The sequence below is a fragment of the Paracoccus sp. TOH genome (assembly GCF_030388245.1).
Classification (GTDB): Bacteria; Pseudomonadota; Alphaproteobacteria; order Rhodobacterales; family Rhodobacteraceae; genus Paracoccus; species Paracoccus simplex.
Genome location: NZ_CP098360.1, coordinates 1269020 through 1289267, shown reverse-complemented (window position 1 = coordinate 1289267; position 20248 = coordinate 1269020). Strand labels below are relative to the sequence as shown.

At 68.1% G+C, this 20248-nt stretch carries 20 protein-coding genes, 1 tRNA gene and 1 riboswitch; of the genes, 12 read left to right on the top strand and 9 right to left on the bottom strand.

The window, feature by feature from the left end:
* Nucleotides 1–182: 182 nt before the first annotated feature.
* On the top strand, nucleotides 183–1196 hold the full coding sequence (locus tag NBE95_RS06395; protein WP_289893076.1) for a LacI family DNA-binding transcriptional regulator: 1014 nt from the start codon (nucleotides 183–185) through the stop codon (nucleotides 1194–1196).
* 171 nt (nucleotides 1197–1367) lie between these two features.
* The gene (gene katG, locus NBE95_RS06390; RefSeq protein ID WP_289893075.1) at nucleotides 1368–3545 is read left to right on the top strand and encodes a catalase/peroxidase HPI; all 2178 of its coding nucleotides are present in this window, start codon (nucleotides 1368–1370) and stop codon (nucleotides 3543–3545) included.
* A gap of 82 nt (nucleotides 3546–3627) precedes the next feature.
* On the opposite strand, the gene NBE95_RS06385 is transcribed toward katG, so the two are convergent.
* The gene (locus tag NBE95_RS06385) at nucleotides 3628–4623 is read right to left on the bottom strand and encodes an agmatinase (RefSeq protein ID WP_289893074.1); all 996 of its coding nucleotides are present in this window, start codon (nucleotides 4621–4623) and stop codon (nucleotides 3628–3630) included.
* A gap of 97 nt (nucleotides 4624–4720) precedes the next feature.
* Between NBE95_RS06385 and NBE95_RS06380 the strand changes: the two genes are divergently transcribed.
* Nucleotides 4721–5623, top strand: a complete 903-nt coding sequence (locus NBE95_RS06380) for a LysR family transcriptional regulator (RefSeq protein WP_289893073.1) — start codon at nucleotides 4721–4723, stop codon at nucleotides 5621–5623.
* On the opposite strand, the gene NBE95_RS06375 is transcribed toward NBE95_RS06380, so the two are convergent.
* From NBE95_RS06375 to NBE95_RS06360, 4 genes are all read right to left on the bottom strand, one after another.
* A complete protein-coding gene (locus NBE95_RS06375; protein ID WP_289893072.1) occupies nucleotides 5620–6615 on the bottom strand; it encodes a type I glyceraldehyde-3-phosphate dehydrogenase in 996 nt (331 codons plus the stop codon). The genes NBE95_RS06380 and NBE95_RS06375 overlap by 4 nt on opposite strands.
* Before the next feature lie 100 nt (nucleotides 6616–6715).
* Nucleotides 6716–6809, bottom strand: a riboswitch (glycine riboswitch).
* A gap of 340 nt (nucleotides 6810–7149) precedes the next feature.
* A complete protein-coding gene (locus NBE95_RS06370; protein ID WP_019353103.1) occupies nucleotides 7150–7284 on the bottom strand; it encodes a hypothetical protein in 135 nt (44 codons plus the stop codon).
* Between the two features lie 122 nt (nucleotides 7285–7406).
* Entirely contained in the window at nucleotides 7407–7613 is a 207-nt protein-coding gene (locus NBE95_RS06365) for a hypothetical protein (RefSeq protein WP_289893071.1), read from the bottom strand.
* 65 nt (nucleotides 7614–7678) lie between these two features.
* Complete coding sequence (locus NBE95_RS06360) at nucleotides 7679–7885, bottom strand: cold-shock protein (protein ID WP_019352186.1); 207 nt, start codon at nucleotides 7883–7885, stop codon at nucleotides 7679–7681.
* Between the two features lie 447 nt (nucleotides 7886–8332).
* Between NBE95_RS06360 and NBE95_RS06355 the strand changes: the two genes are divergently transcribed.
* Nucleotides 8333–8611 (top strand): hypothetical protein, encoded by a 279-nt coding sequence (locus tag NBE95_RS06355; protein ID WP_289893070.1) that lies wholly within the window; start codon nucleotides 8333–8335, stop codon nucleotides 8609–8611.
* Between the two features lie 145 nt (nucleotides 8612–8756).
* Here the strand turns inward: NBE95_RS06355 and NBE95_RS06350 are convergent.
* Nucleotides 8757–8832 (bottom strand) — tRNA-Ile (locus NBE95_RS06350).
* A gap of 180 nt (nucleotides 8833–9012) precedes the next feature.
* Here NBE95_RS06350 and choX point away from each other — a divergent pair.
* The 8 genes from choX (at nucleotide 9013) to NBE95_RS06310 (ending at nucleotide 16098) form a co-directional block, all read left to right on the top strand.
* Complete coding sequence (choX, locus tag NBE95_RS06345) at nucleotides 9013–9975, top strand: choline ABC transporter substrate-binding protein (protein WP_289893069.1); 963 nt, start codon at nucleotides 9013–9015, stop codon at nucleotides 9973–9975.
* Nucleotides 9976–11472 carry a choline-sulfatase gene (betC, locus tag NBE95_RS06340; protein WP_289893068.1) on the top strand — a complete coding sequence of 499 codons (1497 nt, stop codon included), beginning with the start codon at nucleotides 9976–9978 and terminating at the stop codon, nucleotides 11470–11472.
* Nucleotides 11473–11889, top strand: coding sequence for a PPC domain-containing DNA-binding protein (locus NBE95_RS06335; RefSeq protein WP_289893067.1), 417 nt, complete (start codon nucleotides 11473–11475; stop codon nucleotides 11887–11889). It abuts the gene before it with no gap.
* Between the two features lie 115 nt (nucleotides 11890–12004).
* On the top strand, nucleotides 12005–12565 hold the full coding sequence (locus tag NBE95_RS06330) for a DUF1269 domain-containing protein (RefSeq protein WP_289893066.1): 561 nt from the start codon (nucleotides 12005–12007) through the stop codon (nucleotides 12563–12565).
* Nucleotides 12566–12604: 39 nt separating this feature from the next.
* Nucleotides 12605–13363, top strand: coding sequence for a monofunctional biosynthetic peptidoglycan transglycosylase (gene mtgA, locus NBE95_RS06325; protein ID WP_289893065.1), 759 nt, complete (start codon nucleotides 12605–12607; stop codon nucleotides 13361–13363).
* A gap of 83 nt (nucleotides 13364–13446) precedes the next feature.
* The gene (locus tag NBE95_RS06320) at nucleotides 13447–14136 is read left to right on the top strand and encodes a glutathione S-transferase family protein (RefSeq protein ID WP_289893064.1); all 690 of its coding nucleotides are present in this window, start codon (nucleotides 13447–13449) and stop codon (nucleotides 14134–14136) included.
* On the top strand, nucleotides 14117–15169 hold the full coding sequence (queG, locus tag NBE95_RS06315) for a tRNA epoxyqueuosine(34) reductase QueG (protein WP_289893063.1): 1053 nt from the start codon (nucleotides 14117–14119) through the stop codon (nucleotides 15167–15169). Before NBE95_RS06320 ends, queG begins: the two co-directional genes overlap by 20 nt.
* Nucleotides 15166–16098, top strand: coding sequence for a DMT family transporter (locus tag NBE95_RS06310; RefSeq protein ID WP_289893062.1), 933 nt, complete (start codon nucleotides 15166–15168; stop codon nucleotides 16096–16098). Before queG ends, NBE95_RS06310 begins: the two co-directional genes overlap by 4 nt.
* Here NBE95_RS06310 and NBE95_RS06305 read toward each other — a convergent pair whose 3' ends face one another.
* The 3 genes from NBE95_RS06305 to NBE95_RS06295 are packed head-to-tail and all read right to left on the bottom strand — an operon-like array spanning nucleotide 16099 to nucleotide 20224.
* A complete protein-coding gene (locus NBE95_RS06305) occupies nucleotides 16099–17493 on the bottom strand; it encodes a hypothetical protein (protein ID WP_289893061.1) in 1395 nt (464 codons plus the stop codon).
* Nucleotides 17490–19199, bottom strand: coding sequence for a beta-1,6-N-acetylglucosaminyltransferase (locus NBE95_RS06300; protein ID WP_289893060.1), 1710 nt, complete (start codon nucleotides 19197–19199; stop codon nucleotides 17490–17492). Before NBE95_RS06300 ends, NBE95_RS06305 begins: the two co-directional genes overlap by 4 nt.
* Entirely contained in the window at nucleotides 19196–20224 is a 1029-nt protein-coding gene (locus NBE95_RS06295; RefSeq protein ID WP_289893059.1) for a glycosyltransferase family 2 protein, read from the bottom strand. The genes NBE95_RS06300 and NBE95_RS06295 overlap by 4 nt, the downstream gene beginning before the upstream one ends.
* Nucleotides 20225–20248 lie beyond the last annotated feature (24 nt).

The following is a 20248-nucleotide window of genomic DNA, read 5'->3' as shown; positions in this document are numbered from 1 at the left end:
GAAGCAACCGGCGCATGGCGGGCGACTGGCCTCCAGATCCGATCCAGCCGTCATGCAAATCGGTTTGCTATCTCAAGGCATAGCATGATCGGCGATTCTTGCAAATCGTTTTGTATCAGCTTGCCCGGCCGGGACGGCTGTGCTTCCCTGCAACGGGGGCATTCTGCCCCAGCGAGAGCGCATTGGGCAAACCGACCATTTCCGATCTGGCCCGCGCGGCGGGCGTCTCGCCCACCACGGTCTCGCATGCCTTCAGCGGTCGCCGCCATGTGGATCCCGAGACGCGCGAGCGCATCCACGCGCTGGCGCGCGAGATGGGCTATCATCCGAACAGCGCCGCGCAGCGCCTGCGCAGCGGCCGCACCGGGATCATCGCGCTGGCCTCCTCGATGCCCTTCGCCATCGCGGCCGGGCCGTCGCGGCTGGGCTTTCTGATGGAGATCGCGGCCTCGGCCGCCATCTCGGCGCTGACCCGCGACATCGCGCTGTGCCTGATCCCGCCGCAGCCGCCGGAAAAGAACCTGGACATGCTGGGCTTCGACGGGGTGATCCTGGTCGAGCCGGCCCGCGACGACGCGCTGGTCGAGCATTTCGAAAGCCGGCGCACGCCGGTGGTCTCGATCGGCAAGGTGCCGGGGCGCGGGGACATCCCGGCCATCGACCTGCAATCCCACGATACCGCCCGGCTGCTGCTGGACCACCTGCACAAGCAGGGCTGCCGCCGCATCGCGCTGGTGACGGGAACCAGCCCGCGCGCCAGCCAGATCGAGACCCGCGCCGCCTATCGCGACTTCGCCGCCGCGCAGGCCATGCCGCCCGAGGTGCTGGAACTGGACGAGACCGGCGGTGAGGACCTGGCGCGGGCCAAGGTGGGGGACCTGCTGCGGACCCGGCCAGAGCTCGACGGGCTGATGGTGCCGGTCGATGCCTTCGCCAGCGGCGCGCTGGCCGCCGCGCATGAGCTGGGTCGCGCCGTGCCGGGCGACCTGCGCATGGTCACCCGCTATGACGGCCTGCGCGCCAAGCTGGCCGAGCCGCCGCTGACCGCCGTGGATCTGCATCTGGCGCAGATCGCCGGCATGGCGGTCGAATTGCTGCTGGACCGCATCGACGGCAAGCCGCGGCAGATGCAGGCGCCCCGGCCCGAACTGGTGGTGCGCCGCTCCTCGGCCGCCGAAGATAACCGCAAGTTATGAGTGCGATTGATAAATATAAATTCTAATAATCCCCAGAGTTGCTAAAACCGTCTGGCAAGGCGTGCCGATTCTATCGGGAGAGCCATCGGTTGCGGCCCGGCAAGGCGCCGCAATCCGCACTCGGTCAACCGGCGCCGCAGCAGCGGCGCGGCCCAGCAAAGGAGAGCCAGCATGGACGGAAATGACATCAAGACGGCCGGGAAATGCCCGGTCATGCATGGTGGGAACACCGCCATGGGCAGCTCGGTCACCTCGTGGTGGCCGAATGCGCTGAATCTCGATATCCTGCACCAGCATGACCGCAAGACCAACCCGCTGGGCCAGGACTTCAACTATCGCGACGAGCTGAACAAGCTGGATGTCGGGGCGCTGAAAGCCGACCTGCGCGCGCTGATGACCGACAGCCAGGACTGGTGGCCGGCCGATTACGGCAGCTATGTCGGCATGTTCGTCCGCACCGCCTGGCACGCCGCGGGATCCTATCGCACCTCGGACGGCCGCGGCGGCGCCAATACCGGCAACCAGCGCTTCGCGCCGCTGAACAGCTGGCCCGACAACGTCAACACCGACAAGGGCCGCCGCCTGCTGTGGCCGATCAAGAAGAAATACGGCAACAAGATCTCCTGGGCGGACCTGATCGTGCTGGCCGGCACCGTGGCCTATGAGGCCGCCGGCCTCAGGACCTTCGGCTTCGCCTTCGGCCGCAAGGACATCTGGGCGCCCGAAAAGGACACCTATTGGGGCGAGGAAAAGGAATGGCTCGCGCCCAGCGACAGCCGCTATGGCGACCTGGGCGACGCGAAAAGCCTGGTGAACCCGCTGGCCGCGGTGCAGATGGGTCTGATCTACGTGAACCCCGAGGGGGTGAACGGCAAGTCCGACCCGCAGGCCACCGCCAACATGATGCGCGAGACCTTCGCGCGCATGGGCATGAACGACGAGGAAACCGTGGCGCTGACCGCCGGCGGCCATACCGTCGGCAAATGCCACGGCAATGGCAGCGCCGCCGACCTGAGCCCGGACCCGGAAACCGCCGGTCCCGAATTCCAGGGCCTGGGCTGGCTGAACACCAAGGGCCGCGGCATCGGCCGCAACACCATGGTTTCCGGCCTGGAAGGCGCCTGGACCACCAACCCGACGCAATGGGACAACGGCTTCTTCCAGATGCTGTTCAAGCATGAATGGACGCTGACCCACAGCCCGGCCGGCGCCTCGCAATGGCAGCCGATCAGCATCGCCGAAGAGGACATGCCGGTCGATGTCGAGGATCCCTCGATCCGCCGCATGCCGATGATGACCGATGCCGACATGGCGCTGAAGGTCGACCCGATCTATCGCGAGATCTCGCTGCGCTTCATGAACGATTTCGAGGCCTTCAGCGACGCCTTCGCCCGCGGCTGGTTCAAGCTGACCCATCGCGACATGGGGCCGAAATCGCGCTATCTCGGGCCCGACGTCCCGGCCGAGGACCTGATCTGGCAGGACCCGGTTCCCGCCGGCCGCAGCGATTACGACGTGGCGGCGGTCAAGGCCCGCATCGCCGCCTCGGGGCTGACCGTGCAGGACCTGGTCGCCACCGCCTGGGACAGCGCCCGGACCTATCGCGGCTCGGACCATCGCGGCGGCGCCAATGGCGCACGCATCCGCCTGGCGCCGCAAAAAGACTGGCAGGGCAACGAGCCCGAGCGCCTGGCACGGGTTCTGGCGGTGTTGGCGCCCATCGCCGCCGAGACCGGGGCGAGCCTTGCGGACGTGATCGTGCTGGGCGGCAATCTGGGCGTCGAGCAGGCGGCGCGGGCCGCCGGTCATGACGTCAGCGTGCCCTTCGCCCCGGGTCGCGGCGACGCGACGGCCGAACAGACCGATGCCGAATCCTTCGATGTGCTGGAACCGCTGGCCGACGGTTTCCGCAACTGGCAGAAGCAGGATTACGTCGTCTCGCCCGAGGAAATGCTGCTGGACCGCGCCCAGCTTCTGGGTCTGACCGCGCCCGAGATGACGGCGCTGGTCGGCGGGATGCGCGTCATCGGCGCCAACCATGGCGGCAGCAAGCATGGCGTCTTCACCGACCGGATCGGCGCGCTGACCAACGACTTCTTCGTCACCCTGACCGACATGGGCAATACCTGGGTGCCGGCCGGCAAGGATCACTACGAGATCCGCGACCGCAAGACCGGCGCGAGCCGCTACACCGCGACCCGCGTGGACCTGGTCTTCGGCTCGAACTCGATCCTGCGCGCCTATGCCGAGGTCTATGCCCAGGACGACAATGCCGGAAAATTCGTGCGCGATTTCGTGGCGGCCTGGACCAAGGTGATGAATGCCGACCGCTTCGACCTGGCGGCCTGATCCCTTCCGACGCTTCCGCCGCGCCCCGGCGCGGCGGTAAGGTGGGTTAACGAGTTAAAGGGGCCGGATTCCGGCCCCTGATTCATTTCCGGGCCGGCGCCGCACCGCCCTGCCCGCGCAGCGCCCGCTCGTGAAAGACGAAGCCCAGGAGGTTCAGCAGCACCTGCGCCGCCAGGATCGCCGTGCCGCCGGTCGGATCGTAATCCGGCGCCACCTCGACCAGGTCGATGCCCACCACCTCATGCCGCCGCGCCAGCGCCTGCAGCATCTCCAGCACCTCGTAATACAGGAAGCCGCCATGGCTGGGCGTGCCCGTCCCCGGCGCGATCGAGGGGCAGAAGCCGTCGATGTCCAGCGTCACATAGACCCGGGCGCCCGGCGGGATGCGGTCGATCACCCCCTGCGGCCCCAGCACCCGGGCCTGCCGCACCGACAGGATGTCCGAACCCATGGCGCGCGCCGCCTGGTAGCCGTCGCGCGCCGTCGACGAGACGTTGCGGATGCCGACCTGCGTCAACCCGCTGACCCAGGGCTTCTCGGCGGCGCGGCGCATCGGGTTGCCATGGCCGTTGCGGACGCCGTGCCGCTCGTCCACGAAATCCAGATGCGCGTCGATCTGCAGGATGTGGATCGGCCCCTGCCCCTCGAAGGCGTCGATGCAGGGGATGTTGACCGAATGGTCGCCGCCGATCACCACCGGCAGGGCGCCGGCCGCCAGGGCCGCCTCGACCCCGGCGCGGATATTGGCGTGGCTTTTCACCGTGTCGGTATGGACGATATCGGCATCGCCCAGATCGACGATGCGCACCTCGGGGCCCAGATAGGTGCAGTCGTCCTCGTGATCGTAGGCGCCGGCATGGCCGAAGCTGAACAGCGTCGAGGCCTCGCGCACCGCGCGCGGCCCGAAGCGGGCGCCGGCGCGGAACTGCGTGCCGAAGTCGAAGGGCGCGCCCAGCACTGCCACATCGGCGTCGATGCGCGACCAGTCCTGGACATAGGGCCGCTTGCCGAAGGTCGAAATGCCCACGAAGGGCAGGTTCAGGCGGCCGGTTTCATAGGCGGGACGGGTCTCGGTCATGGGCTTTCCCCCTGCATGGATCATGCCGGGACTATGCCGCGCCGGTATTTGCGATAAACAGGAAGTCACCGATCCTTACTTTGGCGTTTTTGAAGCAATGCGGATCAGCGACTATACCCTGCGCAACCTGCGCAGCTTCTGCGCCGTGGTCGAGCATGGCGGCCCCAGCGGCGCGCAGGCGGTGCTGGGCGCCAGCCTGTCGGTGATCTCGACGCATCTGAAGGATCTGGAACTGTCGCTGGGCTTCAGGCTTTGCCAGCGCGGGCGCGGCGGCTTCGCGCTGACCGACAAGGGCGCCGAGGTCTATCGCGAGGCCAAGCGCATGCTCGGTTCGGTCGAACTGGCCGAGGCCAATCTGGGCGCGCTGCGCCGGGTGCTGGCCGGCCATCTGCGCGTCGGGCTGGTGGACAGCGAGGCCGACAATCCCGACCTGCCGGTGCATCGCGCCATCCGCCGCTTCTTCCGGCGCGAACAGGAGGTGCGGCTGAGCCTGGAGATCGGCACCACCGAGGCGCTGAGCAAGGGGCTGCAGACCGGCGACATCCATGTCGCCATCGGCCCCTTTCCCAGCCGCCAGCCGAATGTGGATTACCGCCCGGTCTGGGCCGAGGAGCACGCGCTTTATTGCGGCCGCAGCCACCCGCTGTTTGCGCAGGAACAGGTGGGCATCGAGGATCTGTCGCCCCATGCCGTCACCGCCCGCCCCTATCTGCAACGCGCCGAGCTGGCGACGCTGCGCGAGCCCAGGGTGCGGGCCTCGGTCTCGAACATGGAGGCGCAGGCGGTGCTGATCCGCAGCGGCTGCTTCCTGGGCTTCCTGCCGCTGCATTTCGCCGAAACCTGGGTGCGGCGCGGCGAGATGCGGCGCATCGGTGGGCTGGGGCTGGAATGGTTGTCGCAGTTCTACGTCGCCCTGCGCATCCAGCCCGAACCGCCCGAGATCGCCCGCATCTTCGCCGCCGACCTGGCACGGGAACTGGCGCCGGCCCCGGCGGTCTAGCGCCGGCCCATCAGCCGGGCCATGTCCAGCATCCGGTTGGAAAAGCCCCATTCGTTGTCATACCAGCCGAAGACCCGGGTCAGCCCGCCCGCCACCGAGGTCTCGGGCCCCGCGAGAACGATGGATTCCGGCCGCGCCCGCAGGTCGCTGGAGACCAGCGGTTTTTCCGTCCAGCCGAAGACCGGAGAGCCCTGGGCCGCCGCCTGCAGCACCGCGTTCACCCCGGCCGCATCGGTCGGGCGGGCGCTGGCGAAGGTCAGGTCGATGCAAGAGACGCTGGCCGTCGGCACCCGGATCGCCCGCGCCGCCACCCGCCCGGCCAGATGCGGCAGCACCGTGCCGATCAGCCGCCCGGCGCTGGTCGTGGTCGGCACCATGGACAGCGCCGCCGCCCGCGACCGCGCCGGATCGCCGCGCGGCTTGTCCACCGTGGGCTGGCTGCCGGTATAGCAATGCACCGTGGTCATCTGCCCCGAGACCACGCCGAAAGCCTCGTCCAGCACCCGCAGCAAGGGCGCCAGCGCATTGGTCGTGCAAGAGGCGTTCGAGACGATGCGCTGGCCGTCCAGCTGGTCCTCGTTGGCACCGATCACCACGGTCACGTCGGCCTGGTCCGAGGGGCCCGAGATCAGCACCGCGCCCGCCCCGGCCTCGATCCCGCGCTCGACCACCGCGCGCGAGCCGGTCATGCCGGTGCATTCCAGCACGACATCGACGCCCGACAGGTCCAGCCGGCGCAGGTCCGGCGCGGAATGGAAGGGGATCGCCCGGCCATCGACGACCAGCGCGCCATCGGCCACCGCGACCTGCCCGCGCCAGGGGCCGAAGACGCTGTCATATTCGAACAGATAGGCACAATTCGCGAGCGGCTCGATATCGTTGATCAGCACGAGGTCCAGATCCTCGTAACCGCCCTGCGCCCAGATGCGCAGGATCGAGCGGCCGATGCGCCCGAAGCCGTTCAACGCCAGCCTGATCCTTCTTTCCGCCACGCGCTCCTCCTCCTCGGCGCAAGCCGGGCGGGCCGGCTGCCCCGCAAGGGGTCGGCCTCACCCGTCTCGGTCCAAAGTTGCGAACCCGCCGGCTTGCGGCGCGTCCCCCTCTGTCCTTTTGCCTGAGAGCGTCACCGCATGGCGGCTTCTTCCTTCGGCGGATGCGCGGGGCATCTCTCTCCAGAGTGTCGGTCCGGCAGTCTGCTTGCCTGAGAGATCCGGGGCGTTGCTCCGTCGGCGCGGGACTGAACCCGACTCTCCTGTCCGAACCGGGGCGGAGGCTGGCACAGTCCCGCCGGTTTGGAAAGGCCCCGAATCCGCCATGCTCCGCCGCCGTCCGGCCCGACCAGCCCAGCCGCCGCGGCGACAAATGGCGATGCGGTCGACGCAGGCCGGCCAGGCACCCCGGACTGAAACGGAAAACGGCGCCCCTGCCATGCTGGGACGCCGTTGGTCGGGATGGTCGAAGCGCCGGGAAAGCCCCGGCGCGGCCTGTTCCGCGCGCGCCGTCGGGGGCGCGCGGGCCTCAAGCCGTCAATGCCGCGACATCGGGATGCCGCCCCGTTCGGGCGTGCTGATTTCCGCCTGCTTGACCATGTACATGATCGCCAGGCGGCGCTTGTTCTGCTGTTTCTGGACAGTTTTCCTGCGGATCGTTTTTCTTGCCATGTTTTTCGTCGTTCCTGTTGAGCGGCGGCCATGCGCCCCTCGCGTCCCCCTTGCGGAAGACCCGGGCGCGGTTGTCGCCGCAGCACGCTCGCCTGCCTGCCGTGACCGGCCTGCGAACGCGGTTATTTCGTGGGCTTGCGCTTGGCGGGGGCTTCGGTCGGCCCGGCCGCGTCGCGGGCCAGGCGCTGCGCCCGAAGGCTGGCAGTCAACTCGGCGCGCCGTTGCTTCTGTTCTTCGATGATCAGCCGTGCTTCGGAAGTGGTCCGGTCCATCGCGGTCATCGGCGCGGGATCGCGAAACAGGCCTTTGGCTTTGTCCTTGGGTGCCATGCGGGCCTCCAGAGGGTGTGGTCCGGCCATGATCGGCCGGACCGGGTGCCGTTCAGCGCAAGGGCTCAGGCGAGCACGAGGTTGCGCGCCGACTGGCGGCCGTCGCGACCCGATTCGATCTCGAACGTCACGGCCTGGCCGTCGTTCAGATGATGGATGCCGGCGCGCTCAAGCGCGCTGATGTGCACGAACACGTCCTTGCCGCCATCTTCCGGGGCGATGAAGCCGAAGCCTTTGGTGGCGTTGAACCATTTCACGGTGCCATTGGCCATCGTGATATCTCCTTCATGTCTGTCGCCCGCGACATGCGGCGACCCGGCTCAGTCAGTTCGAAACGCAGACTGAAGCCGAAAGGAGACAGGTGCAGAGAGAAATAACGTTGCCGGGCCAAAATGGGCCCACGGCCATCATAAATCAAGAGGCTCGGGCCGCCGGGGTGGCTTCGGCAGGCCCATCCTACAGGCAAGTAACTGAATAAACCTCATAAATTCCTTATTTCGGACTTTCGGGGTCACGCCGAGCCCGCTGCCGGACAGGGAAAAATGCCGGCAAACGCCTGCTTGTCACGCGCTGCAACGCAGCGGTAATATTGCGTGATCCGAAAGCAGCGGTTACAAAACTGTGAGGATATCCGGCGTAAGCTGGAACCGAACCGCGCCGGCGGATGCAACCGGCGCCACCCAATTCGTCCGCATTGGCTACCGCCCGCGCAGCGGGTCGTGGCGCTGGATGATCAACGAAAACTGAAGAAAGGACCTCGTATGTGGACTCGCGTTCCGACGACTGTCGATGGAAAGGCCATTTCTGGGGACTGGACGATAACCCTCAACGATCGGCCCGTCGGCCGCATCTCGCATGATTCGCAGGGGCCGGGCGTCGGCGCCTGGACCTGGATGATGCTGGATCGCGGCGATGCGGGCGGCCGCGCCTGGACCGAAGAGGCGGCGCTGTCGGCCATCAAGGAGACGGTCGGCAATTCTTCTGCCGAGGTCGCCTGACCTAGGGACGGGGCGCCGGCAAGGGCGCCCTGCCATACTTTCCGGCCCCGCCGGGCCGAACCCCCGGCCGTGCCATGCTTGGCCATCTGACCATCGCGGCCAAGGCCGCCTCGCGGCAAGAATTTCCGGCAGGTAGGGGAAGGGGTGGTAGGCCCGGAGGGACTCGAACCCCCAACCAAGGCGTTATGAGCGCCCTGCTCTGACCATTGAGCTACAGGCCCCGAACGCCGCCACCTTTGATCAAGCCCAAGGCATTCGTCAAGGATCAGATCGCCGCTTTCCCCCAATCGCCGCGCCCGCAGTCCGGCGGCATCGCAGACTTGATCCCGCAGGCCCTCTGTGGGCTGATGGCGGGCGAAGCCGCCCGTTGCCGGTCGCGGCCCCAAACCGGAGATCAGACCATGCCCAGATCCGCACTGCTTTCCCCGCTTGCCCCCGCCGCCGCTGTCGCCGCCCTCGCCGCCGCCGTTGCCGCCTCGCCCGCGCTGGCGCAGGATCCGGCCAGCTGCGGCGCGGTCCGCTTCTCGGACCCCGGCTGGACCGACATCACCGCCACTAACGGCGTCGCCACGGCGGTGCTGCAGGGCCTGGGCTACACGCCGCAGATCAGCACGCTGTCGGTGCCGGTCGGCTACGAGGCGCTGAAGAACGCCGATACCGATGTCTTCCTGGGCAACTGGATGCCGGCGCAGCAGAAGTTCCGCGACGATCTCGACGCCTCGGGCAAGGTCGAGGAACTGGTGCAGAATCTGGAAGGCGCCAAGTTCACGCTGGCGGTGACCGATGCCGCCGCCGGTCTGGCCGTCGCGGATTTCGCCGGCCTCGACGCGCATCGGGACGCCTTCCAGGGCAAGATCTACGGCATCGAGCCCGGGGCGCCGGCAAACCAGATCATCCAGAAGATGATCGAGGCGGACAAGTTCGGCCTCGGCGACTGGGAGCTGGTCGAATCGAGCGAACAGGGCATGCTGGCGCAGGTGCAGCGCAACGACGCCGCCGGAACGCCCTCGGTCTTTCTGGCCTGGGCACCGCATCCGATGAACGTGACGCTGAAGATCACCTATCTGGCTGGCGGGGACGCGGAGTTCGGCCCGGATTTCGGCGGCGCCACGGTCCATACCGTCGCCCGCAAGGAATGGGTGGCCGCCTGCCCCAATGTCGCCAAGCTGTTCAGGCAGATGACCTTCACCGTGGATCAGGAAAACGTGCTGATGGGCAAGATCCTCGACGACGGCGTCGATGCGGTCGAAGCGGCGCGGGGCTGGATCGCCCAGAACCCCGATGCGGTGGCGAAATGGCTTGACGGCGTGACCACCCTGGATGGAAAACCCGGCGCTGAAGCAGTCATGGCATCGGTGAAGTAATTGAAATATCCCAATATCCTGATCGTGATGGCCGACCAGCTGTCGGGGGTGCTGTTCCCCGACGGCCCGGCCGAGTTCCTGCATGTGCCGCATCTGCGCAAGCTGGCGGAACGCTCGACCCGTTACGCCAACGCCTATACCGGCAGCCCGCTTTGCGCGCCGGGGCGGGCCAGCTTCATGTCGGGGCAATTGCCGCGCCGCACCCGGGTCTATGACAATGCCGCCGAGTTCTGCTCGGACATCCCGACCTATGCCCATCACCTGCGCCGGGCGGGCTATCACACCTGCCTGTCTGGCAAGATGCATTTCGTCGGCCCCGACCAGCTGCACGGTTTCGAGGAACGGCTGACCACCGACATCTACCCGGCCGATTTCGGCTGGACCCCGGATTATCGCAAGCCGGGCGAGCGCATCGACTGGTGGTATCACAACCTGGGCTCGGTCACCGGCGCCGGCGTGGCCGAGATCACCAACCAGTACGAATATGACGACGAGGTCGCCTATCACGCCACCCGCAAGCTCTACGACCTGGCGCGCGGTGCCGACGACCGGCCCTGGTGTCTGACCGTCAGCTTCACCCATCCGCACGACCCCTTCGTCGCCCGGCGCAAGTATTGGGATCTCTACGAGGGCATCCCGGAACTCGAACCGCCCGAGGCGATTCCCTACGCGCGGATGGACCCGCATTCGCAGCGGCTGATGGATGCCAGCGACTGGCGCGGGCTCGAGGTCACGCCCGAGCATGTCCGCCGCGCCCGCCAAGGCTATTTCGCCAACATCTCCTATGTCGACGACAAGCTGGGCGAGATCATGGACGTGCTGGAGCGCACGCGGCAGGAGGCGATCGTGGTCTTCCTGTCCGACCATGGCGAGATGCTGGGCAGCCGCGGCATGTGGTTCAAGATGAACTTCTTCGAAGGCTCGGCCCGCGTGCCCCTGATGATCGCGGCGCCGGGGATGGCGCCGGGACGGGTGGACCAGCCGGTCTCGACCATCGACGTGCTGCCGACGATCTGCGACCTCGCGGGCATCTCGATGTCCGAGGTGGCGCCCTGGACCGACGGCCGCTCGCTGGCGCAAGGCGCCGGGGGGCGCGGGCCGGTGGCGATGGAATACGCGGCCGAGGGCAGCATCGCGCCGCTGGTCTGCCTGCGCGACGGCGATTGGAAATATGTCGCCTGCGCCGCCGACCCGGACATGCTGTTCAACCTGGCCGATGACCCGGACGAACGGCAGAACCGCGCCACCGACCCGGCCGCGGCCGAGGTGCTGGCGCGGATGCGCGCCATGGCGGCCGAACGCTGGGATCTGGCCGCCTATGACGCCGAGGTGCGCGAAAGCCAGGCCCGGCGCTGGGTGGTCTACGAGGCGCTGCGCAACGGCGCCTATTTCCCCTGGGACCACCAGCCGCTGATGCAGGCCTCGGAACGCTACATGCGCAACCACATGGACCTGAACGTGCTGGAGGAATCCAAGCGCTTCCCGCGGGGCGAGTGAATGGTGCCGCTGTCCTCCGGCCGCTTCGCGGCGATCCGCCTGCAGCCGGGCGAGGATCCGCTGGCGGCGCTGCGCGCCCTGCAGCGCCGGACGGGGGCGGCGGCCATGGCGCTGGTCACCTACGTGGGCAGCCTGACCCGCGCGGTGATCCGGCACGCGAACCGGGACGAGGCCAGCGAATATCGCGGCCATTTCGAGATCACGGCGCTGACCGGCACCATCGACCCCGCCGGCCAGCACCTGCATCTGACCATCGCCGATGCCGAGGGCCGGGCCTTCGGCGGCCACCTGCTGCCGGGCTGCGAAATCTACACCACGGCCGAGATCGTGGTGCTGATCCTGGACGATCTGGGCTTCGCCCGCGCACCCTGCCCGCTTTCCGGCCATGACGAACTGATCGTGCGGCCCGCGCCATAGGAACGCGGCCCGCCGGTCCGGGGCCGCTCCGCCCCCTGCGACCCGGCGTCACGGCGGGGAACCCGCTCCGCCGCCGGGGCGTTGCCCCGCCGTCATCAGTCAAGAGGATCCCGCCATGTCCGACCTGCTTGTCATCGCCTTCGACGACGAGGCGACCGGCTTCGAGCTGCGCACCGAACTGGTCAAGATGCAGAAGGAATACCTGATCGAGCTTGAGGACGCGGTGGTCGTCACCCGCCCCACGGCCGAAGACATCCAGTTGCACCAGGCCGTGAACCTGACCGCGGCCGGCGCGCTTGGCGGCGGCTTCTGGGGCACGCTGGTCGGGCTGATCTTCCTGAACCCGCTGATCGGCGCCGCGGTGGGCGCCGGCGCCGGCGCCATTGCCGGCAAGCTCTCGGATATCGGCATCAATGACGATTTCATGCGCGGGCTTGGCCAGTCCATCCCGCCCGGCGGCTCGGCCGTCTTCATCCTGGTGCGCAAAATGACCGCCGACAAGGTTCTGGCGCGGCTGGAAGGCTTCCACCTGCGCGGCCGGGTGCTGCAGACCTCGCTGCCCGATGCCGAGGAAGACCGCCTGCGCGAGGCCTTTGCCGGCGGCAAGCTGGGCACGGCGCTTGGCGTGCCTCAGGCGGACCAGCCGGCCGCCTCGGTTCCGCCGACCCCAGCCTGACGCTTGACGCAAGGGGCATGGCCGTGACAGGACGCGGCCATGCCCCGCCGCATGGACACCCTGGAAGACCCCGAGGCGCTGACCGAGCCGCCGACGCCCCGCGCCCGCCGGCGCTGGCGGCCGTTCAGGCGCATGGCGCTGTGGTTCTGGGGCTGGTTTTCCTGGATCGGCGCCCGGCTGCTGGCGCTGATGTTCGTGCTGGTCTTCCTGTTTTCCTTCATCAACCCGCCGACCACCTGGACCATCATCCAGGGCCAGCGCGAATTTCCCGGTCGGGCCGAGCGCGCATGGGTCGGCCTGGACGCGATCTCGCCGCACATGGTCCGCGCCGTGGTCGCGGCCGAGGATGCCAATTTCTGCAACCACTGGGGTTTCGACATGGTCGAGATCCGCCGGGTCATCGCCTCGGGCTCGTCGCGCGGCGCCTCGACCATCAGCCAGCAGACCGCCAAGAACGTGTTCCTGTGGCAGGGGCGCAGCTGGCCGCGCAAGGTGATGGAAACCGCCTATACCCCGATGATCGAGGCGCTGTGGTCCAAGCGCCGCATCGTCGAGGTCTATCTGAACATCGCCGAATTCGGCCGCGGCGTCTTCGGGATCAAGGCTGCGGCGGAATATTACTATCAGACCACGCCCGACAAGCTGAGCCTGCGGCAGGCGGCGGCGCTGGCTTCGATCCTGCCGGCGCCGCGCACGCGCAACCCGCAGACCGGCTCGGCCCGCACCCGCGCGATCGTCAGCGGCGCGCAGACGATCCGGGCGGATGGCCGCGATTCCTGCCTGGTGCTTGAGCGCTGATCTGCCCCGCAGCGCCAGGACGGTTGAATCCGCGCGCGCCCGGGCGTATCAACCGGAAGCCCGCGAACGAACGGTTTCCCCTCATGAATACTTCCTCGCCCAGTTCCACCATCCGCCTTTACCACGTCGCCCTGTCGCCGTTCTGCCGCAAGGTCCGGCTGGTGCTGGCCGAAAAGCGGATCGAGGTCGAGCTGGTCGAGGACCGCTTCTGGGAGCCGGGGTCCGAGATCCTGCGCCGCAACCCGGCGGGCAAGCTGCCGGTGCTGCGCATGGACGGGCGGCTGCTGGCGGAAAGCCAGGCGATCTGCGAATACCTGGACGAGGTGCAGCCGCAGCCGGCGCTGATGCCCCATGCCGCCATCGAGCGCTACGAGGTCCGCCGGCTCTGCGCCTGGTTCGACGACAAGTTCAACGCCGAGGTGACCCGGCCGGTGATGACCGAACGGGTCTGGAAGAAGGTGATGCGGCTGGGCTACCCGGATTCGCGCACCGTCAAGGCCGGGCTGTCGGCGATCCGTTATCATCTCGACTACATGAAAAGCCTGCTGGAACATCGCCGCTGGCTGGCGGGCGACGTGATGACGCTGGCCGATTTCGCCGCCGCGGCGCATCTGTCCTGCCTCGACTACATCTCGGACGTGGACTGGACCCATTCGGCCGAGGTGCAGGAATGGTATGCCAAGATCAAGTCGCGGCCCGCCTTCCGCAGCCTGCTGGCCGACCACCTGCCTGGGGTGCACCCGGCGCCGCATTATGCCCTGCTCGACTTCTAGGCCGACCGACCCGGCCGAGATCCGTTCCCGGCTCGAGGGTCAGGCGCGGGCCGAGGGTTTCTCGGCCCTCGGCATTTGCGCCCCCGATGCGGTGCCCGGCTTGCCCGGACGGCTGGCGGCCTTTCTAGAGCAGGGCCGCCACGGCCAGATGGGCTGGATGGCCGAACGGACGCATTGGCGCGCCTCGCCCGCCGGCCTCTGGCCCGAGGCGCGGTCGGTCGTCATGCTGGCCGAGCTTTACACCCCCGAGCATGACCCGATGGAGGTCATCCATTACAAGGACCGCGGCGCGGTCAGCGTCTATGCCCAGGGCAAGGACTATCACGACCTGGTCAAGAAGCGGCTGAAACGGCTGGGCGGCTGGCTGGTCGGGCTGACCGGCTGCGAGATCAAGGTTTTCGTCGACACCGCCCCGGTGATGGAAAAGCCGCTGGCGCAGGCGGCGGGGCTGGGCTGGCAGGGCAAGCACACCAACCTGCTGTCGCGCGATCTGGGCAGCTGGTTCTTCCTGGGCGCGATCTTCACCACGCTGGACCTGCCCCGGGACGCGGCCGAGCGCAGCCATTGCGGCTCCTGCCGGGCCTGCCTCGACGCCTGCCCGACCGGGGCCTTTCCGGCGCCCTATCAGCTGGATGCGCGGCGCTGCATCTCCTACCTGACCATCGAGCACAAGGGGCCGGTCGACCCCGAACTGCGGCCGATGCTCGGGAACCGCATCTATGGCTGCGACGACTGCCTGGCCGCCTGTCCCTGGAACAAGTTCGCGCAAGCCGCGACCGAGCTGCGTTATCACGGCCCGCATGGCGGCCCGGCGCTGGCCGAGCTGGCGCAGCTCGACGACGCGGGCTTCCGCGAACGCTTCTCGGGTAGCCCGATCAAGCGCATCGGCCGCGATCGCATGGTCAGGAACGTGCTTTACGCCATCGGCAATTCGGGGCTTGCGCATCTGCGCCCCGTGGCCGATGGCTTGCTGAACGACCCCGACCCCGCCGTCGCCGATGCGGCACGCTGGACCTGCGAGCGCCTGCCATGATCCCTCACAGCCCGCTGCGCGGCGTCATCCTGAAATGCCTCAGCGTCGTGGTGTTCACGCTGATGGGCACACTGGTCAAGGCCACCTCCGAGGACGGCCTGGGCGTGCCGCCGGGCCAGCAGGTGTTCTTTCGCTCGTTCTTCGCCATTCCGGTGATCCTGGGCTGGCTGGCCTGGCGGGGCGACCTGCGCACCGGGCTGCGCACCTTTCGCCCGATCGGGCATTTCTATCGCGGCATCATCGGCACCTGCGCCATGGTGCTGAGCTTCTGGGGGCTGGCGCTGCTGCCCTTCCCCGAGGCCACCACACTGGGCTATGCCGCGCCGCTGATGACGGTGATCTTTGCCGCGATGTTCCTGGGCGAAGAGGTGCGGGCCTTTCGCCTGGGCATGGTGCTGCTGGGGCTGGTCGGGGTGGTGATCGTGCTGTCGCCCCGGCTGGGCCAGGGCACCGGCGGCCTGCAGCACAGCCTGGGCGCCATGGTGGCGCTGTCGGCGGCGGCCTGCACAGCGCTGGCGATGATCTTCGTGCGCAAGCTCGCGCAGGAGGAGCAGACCTCGGCCATCGTGTTCTGGTTCTCGCTGACCTCGACGGTGCTGGGACTGCTGACCCTGCCCTTCGGCTGGGTGGCGACGGATCTGCAAACCACGCTGACGCTGATCGCCATCGGCCTGCTGGGCGGGCTCGCGCAGATCCTGCTGACCTTGGCCTATCGCTTTGCCGATGCCTCGCTGATCGCGCCCTTCGAATATTGCTCGATGCTGCTGGCGCTGGCCATCGGCTGGTACGTCTTCGGCGAGGCGCCGACGCTGACCATGCTGGCCGGCGCCGCGCTGGTGATCCTGGCCGGCATCCTGATCATCTGGCGCGAGCGGCGGCTGGGTCTTGAACGCAACCGCCAGCGCAAGGCCATGACCCCGCAGGGTTGATCAGGGCTGGCCGCCGAAGCCGAAGGCGACGTAATCGCGCAGATAGGCTTTTTTCGCCGCGCCGCGCAGTTCCTGTTCGTTCAGGAAGGCGGGAAAGGGATCGGGATCGGGGAAATCCGCCGGCGCCCGGATGCCGGCGCTGGCGGCAAGCCAGGACAGGTCGCGCGGCAGGTCCGATTCGCGCAGCAGCATGTCGGGGGCGCCGAAGCGGGCGAAACCGGCCAGCACCTCGGACTGGCTGGCCCAGCCGGGATAGGCCGGCAGCGTGGTCTGGCCGTTCAGGTTGCGGCGCAGGAAGTCGAGGAAGGCCGCGAACAGTTCGGCCTTGCGGCCCTGGTCCAGCCCGGCCAGTTCCTGATCCGGCGGCAGGGCGACGCGATGGATCTGCCGCATCAACTGGCGCAGCTCGGCATTCTTGCCGCGCAGCAGGCTGTCGAAGGCCGCCCAGGCGCGCAGCAGCGGGTGGCGCAGCACGGTGAAGCTGCGGTGGCCGACATGCTGGCGCTTCCATTGCCGCAGGCTGTTCTGGTTGAAATCGCCCGCGACATCGCCCATCCGCCGCAGCCAACCCCCGACCGGGCCGGTCGGCCCGCCCTTGATCGGCATGAAGATCAGCCCCTTGCCCGCCTCGGCCCCCAGGAACGAGGGCACGGCCGGACCCTTGCGCGGCTCGAAATTCGGGATGCGGCGCAGCATGAACGGATCGAGGCGTGCCAGCTCCGCCTGCATCTCGTCGAAATTCTCGACCTTCTCGGCAAGCTCGCGCGGGTTCTGCGGCACCTGGTCGTTGGCCGGCTCGACCCGCTCGAGGTCGGTGCGGCCGAGCCAATGCAGCAGCCCGGTCATCACCTCGGCGTCGCGCAGATCCTCGTAGCCCAGCCAGAAGCCGGCCTGACCGGTGACCTGCAGGCGGTGCAGCACCTTCAGCTGGAACGCCTCGATCTCGCCCACCACCTGGCGGAATTCCTCGGCGTCGAAGCGGGCGGCGGCGGGGATCGGGGTCTCGGTCTCGTTCAGCTTCCACTGGTTGGTGGCCCGCGCCAGCGCGGTCGAGACATAGCTGTCCACCGGGTTGCGGGTCAGGATGATCTTGGCGCAGGCCCGATCCTCCATGATGGCGTCGAAGACCCGCGGGTCGTGGTCGTGGAAATAGCGGAATCCCGGCAGGTGGTTCGGCTTGTCGAAGATCGCCGCCAGCAGCCGGTGCGGATCGGCGTCGCGCTCGGCCATGGTGATGCCCTTGAGCGCGTCCTTGTCGGGCCAACCCATCATGTAGGGGTTGAAGGCCTCGCCGAAGCAGGTGACGCGCTTGACCCCGTTCAGCGTCGCCTCGAGCAGGTTCGAGCCGGTGCGCATCTCGGCGAAGATGACGAAGCTGCGAAAGGGCTGGGTCATGGCGCGGAACTTTCTTCAGGGACGGGTGTGGAAGGCGCGGGCGAAATGTCGGTGGCGGGGAATTCCCCCATCAGCTGCGGCCGCAAGCCGGCATTGCGCAGCCTTTGCAGAAAGCGGCCCATGCCGGCGACGTCGCGCATGGGCGGCAGGTTGGTCGCCGCTTCGGGATCGCCGCCCAGCTGGCGCAGCACGCCGCGCAGGGCGTCGGCGGGCCGGGCGCAGAAGTCGCCCAGGGTCCAGACCTGCGTCTGCGCCTTGAGCCAGACCGAGTTCAGCACCTCCATCTGCGCCAGCTCGGTGCGCTGCAGGATGGCGGCGACGCGGCGGATATCGTCGAAGGGCATATCGGAATGCAGCAGCGGCACCGCCCAGGCGCCGGTGATGACGAAGATCCGCGCATTGGGGTCGGTGGCGGTGAACCAGTTCATCTCTTGCCCGTCGCGCGGACTGAATTGCCAGACCTGCATCCGCTGGGTGACGCGGATCAGATTGGCGACGAAACCGCGCTGGTCCAGGTCGCGCAGCGCGGCGCTGTCCGACAGCCCCCCCGGCCCGATCGGCGAGCGGCCGGCGAATTCGGCGCCGTGGACCGCGAACAGGTGGCCATGCACATCGGCATCGACGCGGCTGGAGAGCCAGGGCTCGAAATCGGGGAACAGGTCGCTGAAGCCCTGCAATACGCCATAGGCCGCCGAGGTCTTGCCGTTCTCGCGGTCCTTCAGCGGAAAGCGGCTCTGCATGTAAAGCCCCGGCCGGCCCAGGCTGCACCGCGCCACGGCCTGGCTGATCATCCGGTCCAGCCGTTCGGGCCGCGGCTCGTCGGCCGAGGGACGGGCCGTATCGCCATGCGGGAAATGCGCGTAAAGCCGATGGGCGCGGCGCCAGATCTTGCGCGCCACGAAGCAGCGCGATTGTTCCAGCATCCCCAGATGGTCGTCGTAGAAGATATAGGGCTTGCCCTGCCCGTCGAACTTGGCCAGCGTCAGCGAACGGCTTTCGATATTGCGCGAATGCCGGCGGGCCAGGCTCTGGAAATAGCTCTCGTCGGGGATCCAGACCCGGCGGAAATAGCGGTCGAACTCGGCCCGGCGCGGATCGGCCAGGATGGCGCGCAGGGTCGGCCGCGTCAGGCACCACCATTGCGAGCCCAGATGCGGCACCAGGCCCTGCGGGATGCGGCGCTTGTAGCGCAGCCGGCGCTGCAACGCGACATAGCGGTCGAACAGCTTGCGCCGGCGCCGCCACGAGAAGGGAAAGTGCAGGGTGAAGCGTTCCTCGTTCAGCCCGCCCACGGTCCAGCCGACATCCGCCGCGGTCACGCTTTCGATGAAGTCGCGCCGGGGATGCAGGGCCAGGAAGGCGCGCAGATCCTGCACCGGCCGCAAGGGCAGGCAGGAGCCCGAGACCACCATCACATGCGTCAGGTCCTCGAAGCGGTCAAGCAGCAGCGCCGCCGCATCCTGAGTGGCCTGCACCAGGCTGAACATGCCCCATTCGCAGGAATGCCGGGGGCTGAACAGCACCTGCGGCAGATCCGCCAGAGCGCCGCGCATCGCCGCCATCCCGGCGGCCGGCGCCTTGGCATCGACATGCACCGCCACCGAGGCGCCGCCCTCGGCCCAGACCCGCGCCATGCGGGCGGCGGTCGGCAATTCGTCGTGACAGAGCATGATCACGCCCAGCCGGATCTCGCCCCCGCCGCTCATGCCCAGTGCCCCTTGGAGATCAGGCCCAGATCCTCGAGCTGGCGCCAGTCCTGCAGCTCGCAGGACTGCTCGCACCAGAAGTCCGGATCGTCCTGCAGGCCCGAATGATAGGCCATGTATTCCTGGCTGTCGGCGTAATGCTGCCGCCGGGTCAGCTCCTCGGCGGATTTCTCGACGAACGTGGACAGGAACTTGGCATGCAGCAGGCAGCCCGAGGCCTTTTCGCCGCCATGCTCGTCATAGACGATGTTCAGCGAACGCGGCAGCAGCATGTGGGTCGAGCTGACATAGGCATAGGACCGCTCCCACCGCACCAGCGGGATCTTGTTCAGCGCCGGACCATTGCCGGGATCGTCGGCAAAGAAGGCCCGGCCGCGCGGCCCGCCCTGGATCCACAGGTTGCCATATTCCCAGTTCTTGCGGATCGTGTAATTCGCCGGATCGAACCAGCGCGCGATCTCGAACGGATCCTGCCCGGCGCGATAAGGCTGCGAGACCAGCGAGCCCTTGGGATACATGTCCAGCAGCATGGCCGAAAAGGACCGGATCCCGCCCGCGTCCAGCCAATCGGTCAGCGCCTGCAGGGGCCGGGTGTCGTGATGCGGATAGATCAGGAACTCGTCGGGATCGACGGTCAGGCACCAATGCCCGCTGCCATAGCGCCGCAACAGCGCGTTCAGCCAGTCCATGCCGAAACGCGATTCCTTGTAGCTCGCCTCGGTCCGCCACAACGAGACGTCGAGCTGGCCGGCCAGCCATTCCGCGCTGCCGTCGGCGCTGGCATTGTCCACCACCAGGAAATGCTGCACCCCCAGCTTGCGGTAATGGTCGAAGAACCAGGGCAGCCGGATCAGCTCGTTGCGCAGGGTGACAAAGACCAGGATGTCGCCGGGCCGGATGGCATCGGTGCGGTTCTGCACCGGCCGCAGGGCGCGGGCGCGGTTCAGGGCCCGCCCGATCAGCCATTGCCGCCGGGTCCGCCGACGCAGGCGCTTCCAGATCGGCCAGCGCGTCAGCCTGGGCACCGCATGCCATCCTTGGGTTGAATG